This window comes from Rhodopseudomonas pseudopalustris (assembly GCF_900110435.1).
In the GTDB taxonomy this organism is placed as follows: Bacteria; Pseudomonadota; Alphaproteobacteria; order Rhizobiales; family Xanthobacteraceae; genus Rhodopseudomonas; species Rhodopseudomonas pseudopalustris.
Map to the genome: position 1 here is coordinate 75926 of NZ_FODT01000006.1, position 16492 is coordinate 92417.

At 65.9% G+C, this 16492-nt stretch carries 18 protein-coding genes; 5 read left to right on the forward strand and 13 right to left on the reverse strand.

The window, feature by feature from the left end:
• Positions 1–14: 14 nt before the first annotated feature.
• The 4 genes from BMY71_RS13250 to ftsE form a co-directional block, all read right to left on the reverse strand.
• Entirely contained in the window at positions 15–824 is an 810-nt protein-coding gene (locus tag BMY71_RS13250) for a lysophospholipid acyltransferase family protein (RefSeq protein WP_092684316.1), read from the reverse strand.
• Positions 825–837: 13 nt separating this feature from the next.
• Positions 838–1563, reverse strand: coding sequence for a YdcF family protein (locus BMY71_RS13255; protein WP_011501368.1), 726 nt, complete (start codon positions 1561–1563; stop codon positions 838–840).
• A gap of 244 nt (positions 1564–1807) precedes the next feature.
• Positions 1808–2788, reverse strand: coding sequence for a cell division protein FtsX (locus BMY71_RS13260; RefSeq protein WP_011501367.1), 981 nt, complete (start codon positions 2786–2788; stop codon positions 1808–1810).
• Positions 2781–3440: a cell division ATP-binding protein FtsE gene (ftsE, locus tag BMY71_RS13265; protein ID WP_011501366.1), complete on the reverse strand. Its 660-nt coding sequence runs from the start codon at positions 3438–3440 to the stop codon at positions 2781–2783. The genes BMY71_RS13260 and ftsE overlap by 8 nt, the downstream gene beginning before the upstream one ends.
• 143 nt (positions 3441–3583) lie before the next feature.
• Here ftsE and BMY71_RS13270 point away from each other — a divergent pair, with 143 nt between their 5' ends.
• Both BMY71_RS13270 and BMY71_RS13275 read left to right on the forward strand, forming a co-directional pair.
• On the forward strand, positions 3584–4465 hold the full coding sequence (locus BMY71_RS13270) for an MJ0042-type zinc finger domain-containing protein (protein WP_092684318.1): 882 nt from the start codon (positions 3584–3586) through the stop codon (positions 4463–4465).
• 63 nt (positions 4466–4528) lie between these two features.
• The gene (locus tag BMY71_RS13275; protein WP_011501364.1) at positions 4529–4906 is read left to right on the forward strand and encodes a response regulator; all 378 of its coding nucleotides are present in this window, start codon (positions 4529–4531) and stop codon (positions 4904–4906) included.
• 180 nt (positions 4907–5086) lie between these two features.
• Here BMY71_RS13275 and BMY71_RS13280 read toward each other — a convergent pair whose 3' ends face one another.
• Positions 5087–7651, reverse strand: a complete 2565-nt coding sequence (locus BMY71_RS13280; protein WP_092684320.1) for a TIGR02302 family protein — start codon at positions 7649–7651, stop codon at positions 5087–5089.
• A gap of 158 nt (positions 7652–7809) precedes the next feature.
• Here BMY71_RS13280 and BMY71_RS13285 point away from each other — a divergent pair, with 158 nt between their 5' ends.
• On the forward strand, positions 7810–8190 hold the full coding sequence (locus BMY71_RS13285) for a carboxymuconolactone decarboxylase family protein (RefSeq protein WP_011501362.1): 381 nt from the start codon (positions 7810–7812) through the stop codon (positions 8188–8190).
• A 231-nt stretch (positions 8191–8421) separates the two neighbouring features.
• On the opposite strand, the gene lysA is transcribed toward BMY71_RS13285, so the two are convergent.
• The 3 genes from lysA to argH all read right to left on the reverse strand — a co-directional run bounded on the left by lysA (position 8422) and on the right by argH (position 11435).
• Entirely contained in the window at positions 8422–9687 is a 1266-nt protein-coding gene (gene lysA / locus BMY71_RS13290) for a diaminopimelate decarboxylase (protein ID WP_092684322.1), read from the reverse strand.
• 6 nt (positions 9688–9693) lie between these two features.
• Positions 9694–9945, reverse strand: a complete 252-nt coding sequence (gene lptM / locus BMY71_RS13295) for an LPS translocon maturation chaperone LptM (RefSeq protein WP_175557668.1) — start codon at positions 9943–9945, stop codon at positions 9694–9696.
• A gap of 92 nt (positions 9946–10037) precedes the next feature.
• Positions 10038–11435 carry an argininosuccinate lyase gene (gene argH / locus BMY71_RS13300; protein WP_092684324.1) on the reverse strand — a complete coding sequence of 466 codons (1398 nt, stop codon included), beginning with the start codon at positions 11433–11435 and terminating at the stop codon, positions 10038–10040.
• Positions 11436–11530: 95 nt separating this feature from the next.
• Here argH and tlpA point away from each other — a divergent pair, with 95 nt between their 5' ends.
• Positions 11531–12199, forward strand: coding sequence for a thiol:disulfide interchange protein TlpA (gene tlpA / locus BMY71_RS13305; protein ID WP_092684326.1), 669 nt, complete (start codon positions 11531–11533; stop codon positions 12197–12199).
• 116 nt (positions 12200–12315) lie between these two features.
• Positions 12316–12672: a DUF1428 domain-containing protein gene (locus BMY71_RS13310; protein WP_092684328.1), complete on the forward strand. Its 357-nt coding sequence runs from the start codon at positions 12316–12318 to the stop codon at positions 12670–12672.
• Between the two features lie 15 nt (positions 12673–12687).
• Here BMY71_RS13310 and BMY71_RS13315 read toward each other — a convergent pair whose 3' ends face one another.
• The 5 genes from BMY71_RS13315 to BMY71_RS13335 all read right to left on the reverse strand — a co-directional run bounded on the left by BMY71_RS13315 (position 12688) and on the right by BMY71_RS13335 (position 16466).
• Positions 12688–12888 carry a putative motility protein gene (locus BMY71_RS13315; protein ID WP_011501356.1) on the reverse strand — a complete coding sequence of 67 codons (201 nt, stop codon included), beginning with the start codon at positions 12886–12888 and terminating at the stop codon, positions 12688–12690.
• A gap of 156 nt (positions 12889–13044) precedes the next feature.
• On the reverse strand, positions 13045–13926 hold the full coding sequence (locus BMY71_RS13320) for a 3-hydroxybutyryl-CoA dehydrogenase (RefSeq protein WP_041805137.1): 882 nt from the start codon (positions 13924–13926) through the stop codon (positions 13045–13047).
• A 165-nt stretch (positions 13927–14091) separates the two neighbouring features.
• Complete coding sequence (locus BMY71_RS13325; protein WP_011501354.1) at positions 14092–15042, reverse strand: electron transfer flavoprotein subunit alpha/FixB family protein; 951 nt, start codon at positions 15040–15042, stop codon at positions 14092–14094.
• Complete coding sequence (locus BMY71_RS13330; protein ID WP_011501353.1) at positions 15042–15791, reverse strand: electron transfer flavoprotein subunit beta/FixA family protein; 750 nt, start codon at positions 15789–15791, stop codon at positions 15042–15044. Before BMY71_RS13330 ends, BMY71_RS13325 begins: the two co-directional genes overlap by 1 nt.
• A 102-nt stretch (positions 15792–15893) precedes the next feature.
• Positions 15894–16466: a cob(I)yrinic acid a,c-diamide adenosyltransferase gene (locus BMY71_RS13335; protein WP_092684330.1), complete on the reverse strand. Its 573-nt coding sequence runs from the start codon at positions 16464–16466 to the stop codon at positions 15894–15896.
• Positions 16467–16492: the final 26 nt, after the last annotated feature.

A 16492-nucleotide genomic window follows, 5' to 3' on the forward strand; every position in this document is an offset into this window, starting at 1 on the left:
CGACTCGCGCACGGCTACCGATGACCGAGGTCGCGATCCGCCACCTTCGGTGCGGCAGTCTGGACGTTCGTACTCGGGACCCGGCCGAACAGCTCCGCCTGCTCCTTGCGGCCGGCCTCGATCAGCCGGTTGCTCGCCGTCTCGACCAGTTTGCTGACCTGCTCGATGAACGTGCGTCGATCAAGGCCCGCCGGCAGCGGATCGAGGAATTCGACCACGAGCGTCCCGGGGTAGCGCATGAACTGCCGCCGCGGCCAGAACAGGCCGGAATTGAGCGCCACCGGCAGGCATGGCGCACCACAGTCGGCATAGATCTGGCCGACGCCGGCCTTGTAGTTTGGCGGCGCGCCGACTGCCGTCCGTGTGCCTTCCGGGAAAATGATCAACTGCCGGCCGCGATGAACTTCCTCGCGGGCGCGCCGCGACATTTCCATCAGGATCCGACCGCGCTTCTGGCGGTTGATCGCGATCATGTCGGCTTTCATCAGAAGCCAGCCGAAGAACGGAATCCAGGTCAGCTCACGCTTCAGGATGTACACCGGCGCATCGAAGAACTGCAGCAGCGCGAAGGTCTCCCACATCGACTGGTGCTTGGGCGCGACGATCAACGGACCTTGCGGAATCTTTTCGACGCCGCGGAACTCCACCTTGGTGTTGCAGACGACACGCATCAGCCAGATGCTGCTCTGGCCCCACAGCTTGGCGACTCTCATCAGCGCGCGGCGCGGCAGCACGAATGTCGGCACCGCCACCAGGATCCAGAACGTCAGCAGCAGATAGAACAGAACATTGTAGATCAACGAACGCACGAAAATCGATGTCATCGAACAAATCCGGTCAGTTCGCGAGCGCCGTCGTCGGCTTGCGGGCCGCCGGCTCGGGCGCCAGCTCCGAGGCCTCGGGCGCCAGTTCGATGCCCAGTCGCGCCAGCCGCACCCTCGCTTCGACGGCGACGTATTTCGCGTATTCCGATAGCAGCAGCCGCAGCGTCGCGCCACTGGTCCACCACGGTTCGTCGCGCCACTTGTCCCCGATCACCGCGAATGGGATCAGCTCGACGTCGGGCATCGCGTGCGACATTTCGACGATCGCGCGCGGCATGTGGTAATTCGAGGTGACGACGATCAGCGAATGAAAGCCACGCTCGTGCGCCCAGCGCCGGGTTTCGGCGGCGTTGCTGCGGGTGTTGACCGCCGAGCGATCGAGATCGACGCAGCAATCCAGCCAGTCCTTGCTGTCCGGCACCGAGCGCGAGATGTCGCTGGCGCCATTGGTCCGGTGCACGCCGGAGATCAACAGTCGCTTGCCATAGCCGGAGGCGAGCAGCTCGACCGCATCCGACACCCGGGACGAGCCGCCGGTCAGCACGACGATGCCGTCGGCCGTGCGGTTCGGCTTCAGCTCGGCGCCGCGCAACTGCGCCAGGAACGCGACAAATCCCGCGGCCGTGGCGACGAAGCCGAGGGCCAACGTCGCGACGATCACCGCGCGTAACCGTCCCGGCCGCCGCGCAGGCTTGCCGGGCGCGGTTCGTGTCGGTTGCTGATCAGTCGGCAGCTCCATTGGATGCCGGTATACCTCGATTGCGTGTTGCCAAAGCGGTTCTTTCGGCGAACCTCGTCCAAGCGACAACGGGAGTCTATCGCATGATCCCGAAAAGTGGACACCGGTTTTCGGATAAGGTCATGCGCAAACAGAAGAAAACGAGACTCTGATTCGTCGACGATGAAACCGACTCGCGTTCGTTTTCTGGCGGAGGGAGTCCGGCGCGCGCCCAGATTGGGCCGCCCCGACAGCCCCTCGCCTCTCATTCGATCGCCGCCAAGGTGGCGAACAGCGTTCGCCGCGACGCCAGCGCGGTGATCGCCGCGATCAGCGCCGCCTGGCCGGCGAGCGCCAGATATCCGATCGGACGCAGCGAGAAGGTTCCCAAAAGCGCCGCAAACTGATCGCCGACCGGGGTGCCGGAAAACCAGGTGGCGACCGATTCCGAAAAACCGAACACGAAGACCGCCGCGCCACCGCCGATCAGGCCGCCCTGCAGGCCGAGCATCAGGAAGTGGCGGAAGAAGCGGTCGGCGATGAAGCGGTCGCTGGCGCCGACAAAATGCAGCACCTCGACGATCGGCCGGTTGGCCGCCATCGCGCCGCGGGTGGCGAACGACACCGAGATGATGGTGGCGATGATCACCAGCGCCAGCACGCCGATGCCGGCGAACACCGTGGCGCCGGTCATCGAACGCATCCGTTCGATCCAGGCGCGGTGGTCGTCGACCGTTGCGGCTGGCGCGGCTTGCGCGATCCGGCGGCGCAACTCGGCGAGATCGAGCGCCGTGCCGGGCGCGATCCGCGCCACGATCACCCGGGGCACCGGCAGATCGTCGAGCGACAGCCCGGTGCCGAGCCACGGCTCCAGCAGCCTTGCGGATTCCTCTTTGGTGAACGGTCGCACCTCGACGATGCCGGGCTGGTTGCGCACAGCCTCGGCCACGGTGGCGACGTCGCGCTCGAGGCTGCGACCCTGGACCGCGCGGACCTGCACGGTGATCTCACTCGAGACGTCAGACTGCCATTCCGATGCGGAGGCGTTGATCAGCAGCACCACGCCGGTCGTCATCGAGGCGAGGAACGTCATGATCGCGACCACCGCGACCAACGCGCGGCCGGCGATCGAGGCCCGCGGCACGATCGGCGACTGATTGCGCGCCCGCGCCGGCACCTGCGGGCGTTCGTCGCCGAGGTCGACCATCACATCGCGCGGGTCGCTCTGTCGCGGTGGCCTATTCATAGATGTGCAGCCGTCCCTGATGCAGCACCATGCGCCTCGCCTCGTACTGATCCATCAGATTGATATCATGGGTCGCGATCACCACCGCGGTCCCGGACTTGTTGAGCTCGACGAACAGCCGCAACAGCCGGCGGCCGAGCGTCGGATCGACGTTACCGGTCGGCTCGTCGGCAAGCAGCAATTGCGGTCGGCCGATCACCGCGCGCGCGATAGCGGCGCGCTGCTTCTCGCCGCCGGACAGCACCGGCGGCAGCGCGTCCATGCGTTCGCCCAGTCCGACCCATTTCAACAGATCGATCACTTCCTTGCGGTAGCTCGACTCGTCGCGGCCGCTGACGCGGAACGGCAACGCCACGTTCTCGTAGGTCGTCATGTGATCGAGCAGCCGAAAATCCTGCAGCACGATGCCGATCCGCTGCCGCAAGGCCGAGACCTCGTCCTTGGTGAGCAGAGAGACGTCGTTACCGAACAGATTGACGAGCCCGCGGGTGGGCCGCAGCGACAAGAACAACAGCCGCAGCAGCGAGGTCTTGCCCGCGCCGGACGGCCCGGTCAGGAACTGGAAGGAATGCGCCGGGATCGCGAAATTGAGATCGCGCAGGATCTCTGGACCGAGCCCATAGCGCAGGCCGACATTTTCGAAGCGGACCAAATTCAGCTCCGATCGCGATCGGCGCAGCGGAAAAGGGCACGCCACGCCTTATGCCCGTAGGCCGGTTGTGAGGCGGTTATGGTTTCCGGTTCGTTAACGGACGCCGGATAGGATGACGCAAGGAACATAGCCAGCGATTCGTCATGCACATCGTCTGCCCCCATTGTACGACATCCTATGCGATCGATCCGGCGAAACTGGGCGATACCGGCCGGACCGTGCGCTGTTCCCGCTGCAAGGAAGTCTGGCTGGCGCGCCCCGAAGACGTGATCCAGACCGACGCGCGCGTCGCGGCCATGACGGTCGAGGACCCACCCCCGACCGACGATCTGGCGGCCGATCCCGGCTGGGGCGTGACCGACGACGAACAGGATACGCCCGTCGTCGACAGCCCGCCGATCGCGGCCGAGATTCCAACAGACGAGGATCGCGACACCTTCGTCCGGGCGCCCGAGCCCGAGCCCGAAACCGAACCGGGCACAGGCCGCAAACGTAACCAGCGCTCATTTGGACGTCGCCGCCCGAAGGGGCTGAAAGCGATAATCCAACCTCTCAAAGAAGACCCGGTGCGGGCGATCAAGTCGCTGTTCACCGCCTCGACCGCCTGCGCCGCGTTCGGCGCGCTGGCGCTGGGCCTGCTGATCTGGCGCGGCGACGTGGTACGGCTGCTGCCGCAGACCGCGACCTTCTACAAACTGGCCGGTTTCGAGGTGAACCTGCGGTCGCTGGCTATCAAGGACGTCAAGATCAGCCGCGAAACGGTGGAATCCAAGCTAGTCCTGGTGATCGAGGGCGTGATCATGGGCCTCGGCCGGAAGCCGGCGGATTTGCCGCGGCTGCGCTTCATTGTGCGCGACGAGCGCGGCACCGAGATCTATGCCTGGAACGCGGTGCTGGAGCAGACGGCGCTGCGCCCCGGCGAACAAGCCTGGTTCCGGTCCCGGCTGGCCTCGCCGCCGGCAGAAGCCCGCTCGATCGACGTGCGCTTCTTCAACCGGCGCGATATCATGACCGGTGGCGCCTGAATCCGATCCGATCCATCTGCGTGCCGGCCGGCCGAGCGACGGCCGCCTGCCTGGGAACTTGTGATGTCGCGAATCCTGATCGCCGATGACGAAGAATCGATGCGCCTGTTGGTGGCGCGCGCCATCGCCATGGACGGCCACGAAATCATGACCGCCGAAGACGGCAGCGAGGCGCTCGAGATTCTCGTCGAGCATGCCGGCCGTTTCGATCTGTTGCTGACCGACATCAAGATGCCGATCATGGATGGCATCGCGCTGGCGCTGGCGGCGGCGCGCGACTTCCCCGACCTCACCATCCTGCTGATGACCGGCTTCGCCGATCAGCGCGAACGCGCCTCCGGGCTCGACGCCATCATCCACGACGTCATCACCAAGCCGTTCTCGGTCGTCGACATCCGCAACGCCGTCGCCAACGCGCTGGCGGCGCGGAAGCGGGACTGAGCGCCAGCACCGGGTCGCAGCCCGCTCCCTCTCCCGCTTGCGGGAGAGGGCTGGGGTGAGGGCGACGCGGGCAGTGACTCAGAAGTTCGTTGATAGGAGTGCCCTCACCCGGATCGCTGCGCGATCCGACCTCTCCCGCAGGCGGGAGAAGTTGCGCTGTGCCTGGGGCGAGCTGTTAGTTCAGTAATCTTTCAGCAGCCGCTCGATGTAGTCGAGTTCGAGCTGTGGTCGCGCTGAATCGCCGAGGCGGCGGCGGAGTTCTTCGAGGATGCGGCGGACGCGCTGAACATCGATCTCGCCGGGAATTTTTACCGACAGATCGTCGCCGAATTCGCGGCCATGCAACGGCCGGCCGAGCGGGTCGGTGTCGTTGCCGCTGCTCTGCTGGCGACCGGGGCGATTGCCCGGCCCTTCGCCCTGGCCCGGCTGGTCGCCCTGCTGCATCGCCTCGGCGAGCTTCTGCGCACCCTTGCGCAACGCCTCGAGCGCGCGGCCCTGCGAGTCGACCGCGCTGTCGGCGTTGCCTTCGCCGAGCCGGCCTTCGGCGTCGCCCATCGCGGACTCGGCCTGATCGAGGCCGCCCTCGCTCTGCTCGCCCTGCTCGCCCTGTTCGCCCTGTTCGCCTTGCTGCCCCGGCTCGCCTTTCTGGCCGCGCTGGGCCTGGCCGAGACCGCGCTTGGCGAGCTCCTGCTGCAGCTTGCGCAGCCGGTCCTGCAGGTTCTGCTGATCCTGCTGCAGATCGCCGAGATTCTGCTCGCCCTTCTGGCCGCGCATCCGGTCGCGCCGCTGGTCCTGACCCTGCTTGAAGGTCTTGTCCCGCAATTGCTGCTGCTTGCGGATCATGTCGCCGAGTTCGTTCATCGCCTGCTGCATGTCGGCGTCGCCGCCCTGGCCGGGCTGCGCCATCTGCAGGTTTTCCAGCATCTGCGCCAGCTGTTCGAGCAACTGCTTGGCGGCTTCCTTGTCGCCGGAGCGCGACAGCCGCTCCATCCGCTCGATCATGTTGTTGAGGTCCTGCTGCCGCATCACCCGCGCGTTGGGATCGAGCGGACGGGCGAGCTGCTGCGGATTGTTTTTGAGCTGCTCGGCGAGCTGGCGCATGTAGTTGTCGAGCGCGGCGCGCAAATTCTCGGTGAGCTTCTTGATCTCCTCGTCGGAGGCGCCGCGCTCCAGCGCCTGCTTCAGCGCGTCCTGCGCGGCGCGCAGCGCCTTTTCGACGTCCGATGTATTGCCGTCCTCGATGCTGAGCGCGAGTGACCAGAGATTGCCGACGACCTCGCGCAGCGCGTCGTCGGTGCGCGCGCGCTCGAGCTGGTCGGCGACGGTATAGAGGCCGAGATACTGGCCGGCCTCCGGCGTGAATGCTTCCGGCGCGATCATCAGCGCGTCGAGCGCGGCGTAGACCTGCGCGTTCTTGTTGGCGTCGAGCGCGAGAATGCGGCGCTGTTCGATCAGCGCCCGCGCCAACGGCTTGGTGAACAGTCGCTCCGGCAGCCGCATCGTGGTGGGCTCGCTGCGGCCCTCATTGCCGGCCTCGTCCTTCGCCGTCAGCGTCAGCGTGACCTCGGCGCCCGCATAGGGATCGTCGCTGATATCCTTGACGGTCTGGCCGACGCCGGCGCGGGTCCGCGCATTCGGCAGCGTCAGCGCAAACTGCGGCGGCTCATAGAGCGGCCGCGGCGTATCGGAGTTCTGATCGGTCGCGGAGGGCGATGCGGCGAACAGCGCATGGGCTTCGGTCACGCCGTAATCGTCTTCGAGCTTGTAGGACAGTTGCAACGATCCGCGCGCCTGCCGCTCCGGCTCCTTCGCCAGAGCGATCGACGGCGGATGATCCGGCGTCGCCTTGAACGACCATTGCGGCTGACCGGACGGCGCACGAACATGCGCCGTGCCGTCGCCGGTGATCTTGTAGCGCCGCTCGCTGGCGCCCTTCGGCGCTTCGCCCTCCGGCAACGCCTCGACGACGCCGCCGCTGATCGCAACGTCGAGATCGCCGCCGCTGGAGCGCACCAGTAGCGTCGAGCCGGCCGGAACCGGCAGCGCCGCTTCGTTCGAGGAGGCGAGAGTCCTGTTCGCAGCCGACAGCACGATCGGCGGCTTGTTGGTGTAGACCGGCGGCGTCACCCAGGCGTCGACCCGGACGTTCGGCGCAGCCAGCGCTCCGTTCCAATCGAACGCCGCCGCCACGCGCGCGGTGCGCTCTTCACCGGCGGCGATGAAGGTCGCGACCAGCAGCACCGCGACCAGCGCGCGCAGCGCCCATGGGTCGTGCTTCGGCAGCCGCGGCGCCGGCAATCCGGCGCTGACGCCTTTGATCGCCGCCAGCGTTCGCTCGCGCTGCGCCTGCCACAGCGCCTGCGCCACCGGATCGCTGGAGGCCAGCGTATCGGTCAGCGCCGTCGCGGGGCGATGCTTCAGCCCGGTGGCGCGATCGAGCCGGGCGAGCGCGTCGTCGCGGCTCGGCCAGCGGAACTTGAGCACGGGAAGCAGCGCGACCACCGCCAGCGCCGCAAACAGCGCAAGGCCGGCAACGCGGCCAAGGAACGGCAGCGAGAGCCACAGACCGGCCCACGACACAGCCAGAAACAGGCCGACGACGCCGAGCAGCCGGACGAGAAGCGGCCAGCTCCGCTCCCAGGCGATCGCGAAGGTCGCACGTCGCAGAGCCGTGGCAAGTTGCAGCCGCGCCATCGCGTCTGGATCTCGCGGGGTCTGTGACGGGTCGGGACTGCGTCCGCTCAACAATCTCTCCGGGTTGCCGCCACAGCAACCTAGCACAACGGCGGCAATGAGGCACCTCGTACCGCCGGGCCTTGCGCCACCATCGCGTCACACGAATGCGTGACGGCACCGGCGTCAGCCCGTAACGTCGCCGCCAGATCCCAACCAAAGGAACCGTGATGGACAAGACCACACACGACAAGGGGCTGGACATCCGCAAGGCCGTGCTGGGCGAAGCCTATGTCGAAAACGCGTTGAAGAACTCCGACGACTTCAACAAGCCGTTCCAGGAACTGGTCACCGAATATTGCTGGGGCGCGATCTGGGGGCGCGAGGAATTGCCGCGCAAGACCCGCAGCATGCTCAATCTGGCGATGATCGCGATTCTGAACCGGCCGCACGAATTGCGGGCGCATATCAAGGGCGCGCTCACCAACGGCGTCACCAAGGATGAGATCCGCGAGATCTTCATGCAGGTGGCCTGCTACGCCGGGATTCCCGCCGGCGTCGACAGTTTCCGGATCGCCCGCGACGTGTTCGCCGAACTCGACAAGGCCTGAGGCCTACGAGCGATGAGCAACACAGCGCAGTTAAGGTTGATCGGTTAGGTTAAGGGGCGGTTTGCATTGCTGCGGCGCGGCGGATCGCTACGGTCACCGTATCGCGCAGTGGACGGCGAAGCCGCATTCCCGACCACAATTTCAACGCGCGATCGGGACCGCCAGCTTTGTCCGCCGCGTTCTGGCGGTCCCACCCCCACCTTTGATATCAGCGGATGTCGAAGCCGTGCGTCACAGCCATGGCGCCGGCTGATCCATCGCGATCAGTTGCTCGACCTCGATGCGCGGGCGCACCACGGCGTATTGGTCGTCCTTCACCAGCACTTCGGGCACCAGCGCACGGGTGTTGTAGGTGCACGCCTGCACCGCGCCGTAGGCGCCGGCGGTCATGATCGCGATCAGGTCGCCGGATTTCAGCTCCGGCAGCTGGCGGTCGAGCGCGAGGTAATCGCCGGTCTCGCAGACCGGACCAACGACGTCGCCGGTGATCATCTTCGCGCCGGGCGCAGGCTCCGCGACCGGCAGAATCTCGTGATAGGCCTCGTACAACGTCGGGCGGATCAGGTCGTTCATCGCCGCGTCGATGATCACGAAGGTCTTGCCGTCGCCGTGCTTCACATAGATCACTTGCGCGACCAGGATGCCGGCATTGCCGACGATCATCCGGCCCGGCTCGAACATCAGCGTGCAGCCGAGATTGTGGGTGATACGCTTGACCATCTCCGCATAGGAGAACGGTTCCGGCGGCGCGGCGCGATCCTCGTAGTATGGGATGCCGAGGCCGCCGCCGAAATCGACGTGGCTGATCGTGTGACCGTCGCCGCGCAGCACGTGCACGAACTCGGCGACGAGGCGGAACGCGGATTCCATCGGCGCAAGATCGATGATCTGACTGCCGATATGGACGTCGACGCCGGTGACCTGAATGCCGGGCAGCTTCGCCGCGCGGGCGTAGACGTCGCGGGCGTGGCGGATCGGAATGCCGAACTTGTTCTCCGACTTGCCGGTCGAGATCTTGGCGTGGGTGCCTGAATCCACATCCGGATTAACCCGGATCGAGATCCGCGCGATGCGGCCGGTCTCGACCGCGAGCCGCGACAGCAGCTCGAGCTCGGGTTCGGACTCGACGTTGAGGCATTTGATGTCGTGGGCCAGCGCGGCGCGCAGCTCGGCCTCGGTCTTGCCGACGCCGGAGAACACGATCTTGCCCGGCGGGATGCCTGCGGCCAGCGCGCGCTTCAGCTCACCGCCCGACACCACATCGGCGCCGGCGCCGAGCTTGGCCAGCGTGCGCAGCACCGACTGATTGGAATTGGCCTTCATCGCGTAGCAGACCAGCGCGTCGACGCCGCTGAGGGCTTCGGTGAAGACCCGGTAGTGCCGCTCCAGCGTCGCGGTGGAGTAGCAATAAAACGGGGTGCCGACCGCCTGCGCGATCGACGCAAGGCTGACGCCCTCGGCGTGCAGCACGCCGTCGCGGTAGTCGAAATGACGCATTGCGGATCAGTCCAGCAGCGGGTCGAGAATGATGCGCTTCTTTTGGCCTCTGCCCGCGACCGGAGGCGCGTTGGCGCCGAACGACGAGTCGAACACGTCGCCCTTGGCGGCCGGTTCGGAGGCGGTCGAAACCGACGGCGTGGCGGCGGCGCCCGGCGGCAGGTCGAGCCCGGCCTTGCGGCCGCAGCCCGAAAGAGCCAGCGTCGCGGCGGCGATGACAACAAGCGCCCATCGCGATGGGCCGGCAGTGCGGTTCACGTCGAAATCCCCAATTGCGGCCGAACCATACAGAGATTGCCTGGTTCTGGCGAGACCCAGGGTCGCACAGAATGCTCCGGCGGCCTCCCGGTTCAACCCATTTTTTGTTCTTTTTCCAGTCGTTTGAGCCAAGCCTTGGCCTGGGCGCGGACGTTCTTCGGCGCGGTGCCGCCATAGGAGGTCCGGCTTTTCACGGAGGATTCGACGCTCAGCACCGCCAACGCGTCGCGGCTGATCTTCGGCTCGACCGCCTGCATCTCCTTCAGCGGCAGCTCGTGCAGCGCAACGCCGGCCTTGGCGGCGAGGCCGACGATCTTTCCAGTGACGTGATGGGCGTCGCGGAACGGCATCTTCAGCGTCCGCACCAGCCAGTCGGCAAGGTCGGTGGCGGTGGCGTAGCCTTCGCCGGCCGCGGCTCGCATCCGGTCCTGCTCGGGGACGATGTCGCGGACCATGCCGGTCATCGCCCGGATCGCCAGCGACAGCGCGGCGAAGCCCTCCATCGCGCCCTGCTTGTCCTCCTGCATGTCCTTTTGATAGGCGAGCGGCAGGCCCTTCATCACGATCAACAGGCCGTTCAGCGCGCCGATCACCCGCCCGGTCTTGGCGCGGACCAGCTCGGCGGCGTCCGGGTTGCGCTTCTGCGGCATGATCGAGGAGCCGGTGGTGAACTTGTCGCTCAAGCGCACAAGCCCAACCAGCGGCGAGGTCCAGATCACGATCTCCTCGGCGAAGCGCGACAGATGCACCGCGCAGATCGACGCCGCCGACAGCGTCTCCAGCACGAAGTCGCGATCCGACACCGCGTCGAGCGAATTCGCCATCGGACGATCGAAGCCGAGCTTCTTCGCGGTGGCGTGGCGGTCGATCGGGAACGAGGTGCCAGCCAGCGCCGCGGCGCCGAGCGGGCTTTCATTGAGCCGCTTGCGGGCGTCCTGGAATCGGCCGCGATCGCGCGCCGCCATTTCGACGTAAGCCATCAGATGATGGCCGAAAGTCACCGGCTGCGCGGTCTGCAGATGGGTGAAGCCCGGCATCACGGTCTCGGCGTGCTCGAGCGCCCGGTCCACCAAGGCGCGCTGGAAGCTCGCCAGCGCCGCGTCGGTCTCGTCGAGGACGTCGCGGACATACAGCCGGAAATCGGTCGCGACCTGGTCGTTGCGCGAGCGTGCGGTATGCAACCTTCCCGCGGCCGGCCCGATCAGCTCGGCGAGCCGGCTCTCGACATTCATGTGAATGTCCTCGAGCGCACGCTTGAACGTGAATTTGCCCGCGCCGATCTCTGACAGAATCGTGTCTAGACCCTTGCCGATATTTTTCGCATCGTTTGCGGTGATGATGCCCTGCGCGGCGAGCATGGCGGCATGAGCCTTGGACGCCGCGATGTCCTGGGCGTAAAGATGCCGATCGACGTCGATCGAGACGTTGATCTCTTCCATGATCGCGTCGGGGCGATCCGTGAACCGGCCGCCCCACATCTTGTTGCTCATCGTCCGCCGCCCACGATCATGCCCGCATCCGAATTGTTTCGAACCCACCAGCAGCCGCCTGCGAGCCTGCGCGGCCTACCGGTTTTGAGTGCCTGATGACCGAGACCCAGCCCGATCCCGTCCCGCCGCGCCGCGCCGGCCGCCGCACCATCATTCTGGCCGCGATCGCCGTGCTCGTCGTCGCAGGAGCAGCCGGGGTATACGGGATTGCCGGGCTTCAGCGCAATGCATCGGGCGATCCGGCCTGCCGGCCGGCGCTGGCGCTGGCGCAGCAGCTCAAGCCGCTGGCGCGCGGCGAAATGGCGGCGGTGACGATGGCGTCGTCGCCGCTGAAGCTGCCCGACCTCGCCTTCGAGGACGGCAGCGGCCAGCCGAAGAAACTGTCCGACTTCCGCGGCCGAACCCTGCTGGTGAACCTGTGGGCGACCTGGTGCGTGCCCTGCCGCAAAGAGATGCCCGCGCTCGACAATCTGCAGGCCAAGCTCGGATCGGCGGATTTCGAGGTGGTGGCGATCAACATCGACACCCGCGACCCGGCCAAGCCGAAGAAGTTTCTCGACGACGAGAAGCTGACCAGACTGAGCTACTTCAGCGACGCCTCGGCCCGGGTGTTCCAGGACCTCAAGGGCATCGGCCGCGCGCTCGGAATGCCGACCTCGGTGCTGGTCGACGGCCAGGGCTGCGAGATCGCCACCATCGCGGGCCCTGCGGAATGGGACAGCGCGGATGCGCTGGCCTTGGTCAAAGCGAGCCTCGCCCGCTGAGCTGACGCGCGCGCCGCGACAAATGGACCCGGCGGCGCGCTGTCGGAAGCTTCCGCCTTCGCTCGTCCTGCAGGGAGCCGCATAATGCGACCGCACAACAGAGCAGGAGGAAGCGCATGTCCTATGTCGACGGGTTTGTCTTGCCGGTCCCGAAAGCCAAGCTCGCGGACTACGTCAAGCTGGCGCGCAAGGCGGGCAAGGTCTTCCGCGAGCACGGCGCGCTCGACTATCGCGAGTGGATTGCCGACGATGTCGAGCCCGGCAAGGTGACGTCGTTTCCGCGCAGCGTGAAACTGAAGCCGGACGAGGTCGTGGTGTTTTCCTACATCGTCTACAAATCGCGCAAGCAGCGCGACCGGGTGATGGCGAAGGCGATGCAGGACCCGCGCCTCGACGGCATGGCCCCCAAGACGATGCCGTTCGACGCCAAGCGGATGTTCTTCGGCGGCTTCAAGGCGCTGGTGAAGGCGTAGGCGCCGCGCCGCGGCTCAGGCGGTGATGTCGAGATTGCCGCCGACGCCGGCAGCCACATTGGCGAGCGACGACTGGCTCTGTTGACCGGTGCCGAGCAGCGCGTCGACAACCGAGCGCTGCGCATCCAGATTCGACTTCATGACCGTCGTCGCGATCTGCATCTGCGTCTGGCTGGCCTGCAGGCCGAGCGCCGCGGTGATCAGGCTCATGTCCATGAACATACACTCCGTGGCGCGATCCTAGGCGTCCACGGTTAACGAATTGCGTAGCGGCTACGCGCATTCTGAATATGCCGAATGATCAGCACGCGTGACGCGCAGCATTCGATCGATGAAACCTGATTGTTTCCAGCCGCCGGACGCCGACCCGGCTCAGCGGGTCGGGATCGGCTTGTCGCCGCGATAATCGTAGAAGCCGCGCTGGGTCTTGCGGCCGAGCCAGCCGGCCTCGACGTATTTCACCAGCAGCGGACAGGGCCGGTATTTGGAATCGGCCAGCCCCTCGTGCAGCACCTGCATGATCGACAGGCAGGTATCGAGGCCGATGAAATCCGCCAGTTCCAGCGGGCCCATCGGATGATGCGCGCCGAGCTTCATCGCAGCGTCGATCGCTTCGACGTTGCCGACGCCTTCATACAGCGTGTAGATCGCCTCGTTGATCATCGGCAGCAGGATGCGGTTGACGATGAAAGCCGGGAAATCCTCGGACACTGCGATCTGCTTGCCGAGCTTGGTGACGAACGCCTTCGAGGTCTCGAAAGTGGCGTCGTCGGTGGCAATGCCGCGGATCAACTCCACCAGTTCCATCACCGGCACCGGATTCATGAAATGAATGCCGATGAAGCGTTCCGGCCGGTCGGTCGAGGCGGCGAGCCGGGTGATCGAGATCGACGACGTATTCGAGGCGACGATCGCCTCCGGCTTCAGCGTCGAACAGAGGTCGCGGAAGATCTTGCGCTTGACCTCTTCCTTCTCGACCGCGGTCTCGATCACCAGATCGCAATCTGCGAGACCTTCGAGCTTTTCGGTGGCGGTGATGAGCGCCAGCGCCTTCTTGCGAGCGTCCTCGCTGATCAGCTTCTTGGAGATCTGACGCGACAGATTGCCATTGATGGTGGCCATCGCCGATTTCAGCCGGTCGGCGGAGACGTCGTTCAGCACCACCTCGAATCCGCCCAGCGCCGCGACATGCGCGATGCCGTTGCCCATCTGGCCCGAGCCGATTACGCCGACTTTCTTGATTACTGCCGCCATCTCGTCTTCTCGTTGGGAGCCCGGTCGCGCGATGCGCCGGCCGGTCCAGTCTCGCATGTTTCTGCGCCGAAGTCCGTCGCTCCGGCGCGGTAGACCGTAACACGGTAAAAACTAAAGCTTTGGCAACGGACCCGGCCGCAGCCGGATCCGTCCGCAATCCGGCGTTTACTTGCCGAGCTTGCCCAGTTCTTCGGTCAATTCCGGAACCGCCTGGTAGAGGTCGGCGACCAGACCGTAATCGGCGACCTGGAAGATCGGCGCGTCTTCGTCCTTGTTGATCGCGACGATCACCTTGGAGTCCTTCATGCCGGCGAGATGCTGGATCGCGCCGGAAATGCCGATTGCGACATACAGCTCCGGGGCCACCACCTTGCCGGTCTGGCCGACCTGCCAGTCGTTCGGCGCGTAGCCGGCATCGACCGCGGCGCGCGAGGCGCCGACACCGGCGCCGAGCTTGTCGGCGAGCGGCTCGATGTACTTGGTGAAGTTCTCACGGCTCTGCATCGCACGGCCGCCGGAGACGATGATCTTGGCCGAGGCCAGTTCCGGACGATCGCTCTTGGCGACTTCCTCGCCGACGAAGCTCGACAGCGCGGGATCCGCCGCCGCCGCGACGGCCTCGATCGCGGCGCTGCCGCCCTCACCGGTCGCCTGGAAGGTCGAGGTGCGGACGGTGATCACCTTCTTGGCGTCCTTCGACTTCACGGTCTGGATCGCGTTGCCGGCGTAGATCGGGCGCTCGAAGGTGTCGGGCGCGACCACCTTGATGATCTCCGACAGCTGCATGACGTCGAGCAATGCTGCGACGCGCGGCATCACGTTCTTGAAGCGCGAGGTCGCGGGCGCGACGATCGCATCGTAGTTCGGCGCCAGCGACACCAGCAGCGCAGCCAGCGGCTCGGCGAGGTCGTGCTCATAAAGCGGCGCTTCGGCCAGCAGCACCTTGGCGACGCCCTGCAGCTTCGCAGCGGCTTCGGCCGCAGCCTTGGTGCCCTCGCCGCCACCGGCGACCAGGACATGGACTTCGGCGCCCAAAGCGGCGGCCGCGGTCAGCGCCTTGTTGGTGGCGTCCTTGAGCTGGGCGTGGTCGTGTTCGGCAATCAGCAGCGTGGCCATCAGATAACACCCGCTTCGTTCTTGAGTTTGGAGACCAGTTCGGCGACGTCCTTGACCTTGACGCCGGCCTTGCGGCCGCTCGGTTCGACGGTCTTGAGGACTTCCAGGCGCGGCGCGAGATCGACGCCGTACTGGTCCGCGGTCTTCTCGGCGATCGGCTTCTTCTTCGCCTTCATGATGTTGGGCAGGCTGGCGTAGCGCGGCTCGTTCAGCCGCAGATCGGTGGTGACGATCGCCGGCCCCTTCAGCTTCACGGTCTGCGAACCGCCGTCGACTTCACGCGACACCGTGAAGTCGGAGCCTTCGACTTCGAGCTTGGAGGCGAAGGTCGCCTGCGCCCAGCCGAGCAGCGCCGCCAGCATCTGGCCGGTCTGGTTGCTATCGTCGTCGATCGCCTGCTTGCCGAGAATGATCAGTCCGGGCTGTTCCTCATCGGCAATCGCCTTGAGGATCTTGGCCACCGCCAGCGGCTCGACGGTGCCCTCGGCCTTGACCAGGATGCCGCGGTCGGCGCCCATCGCAAGACCCGTGCGCAGCGTTTCCGAAGCCTGCGCCGGTCCGATCGAGACCACCACCACCTCGGTCGCTTTGCCGGCCTCCTTGAGCCGCAGGGCTTCCTCGACCGCAATTTCATCGAACGGATTCATCGACATCTTGACGTTGGTGAGCTCAACGCCGGATCCGTCACTCTTGACCCTGATCTTGACGTTGTAGTCGACCACCCGCTTGACCGGCACCAGAACCTTCATCGATCCTCTTTCGTTTTGCGCTGGGGTTATCTTGATCGTGGCGGCGGAACCTAAAGCCCCCGCTATCGGCGGTCAACGCGGATAAGCCAAAAACTGCCCGTTCTAGCGGTTCTGGCCGGGAACCCAGAGGACGTCGCCGCTACCGGCATCATTTACCGCACGGCTGGCGACAAACAGGAAGTCCGACAGTCTGTTCACGTATTGCACCGCCGCCTTGGTGATCGTCTCATCCGGCTGAGCTGCGAGTTCCACCATCACCCGTTCTGCACGGCGACATATTGTCCGGGCCAGATGCAGGTAAGCGGCGCCGGGTTTGCCGCCGGGAAGAACGAACGATGTCAATGGTGCAAGACGATCGTTGAGCTGATCGATCTCCCGTTCCAGCCGCTCGACCTGGGACGACAGAACCCGCAACCGCTCGGCCTTGCCCTCACGCTCCGGAACCGCGAGGTCGGCGCCGAGATCGAACAGATCGTTCTGGATCCGTCCCAGCATCGCGTCGATCTCCGGATGGCCGGCAAGATGCGCCCGCGCCACGCCCAGCGCCGCATTGGTCTCATCGACCGTGCCATAGGCGGCGATCCGCAGATCGTATTTCGGCCGGCGCTCGCCGGTGCCGAGCGAGGTGGAGCCGTCGTCACCGGTCCGGGTGTAGATTCGATTGAGAACGACCATCGCGAAGGAACCTCGGCAACCGAAAC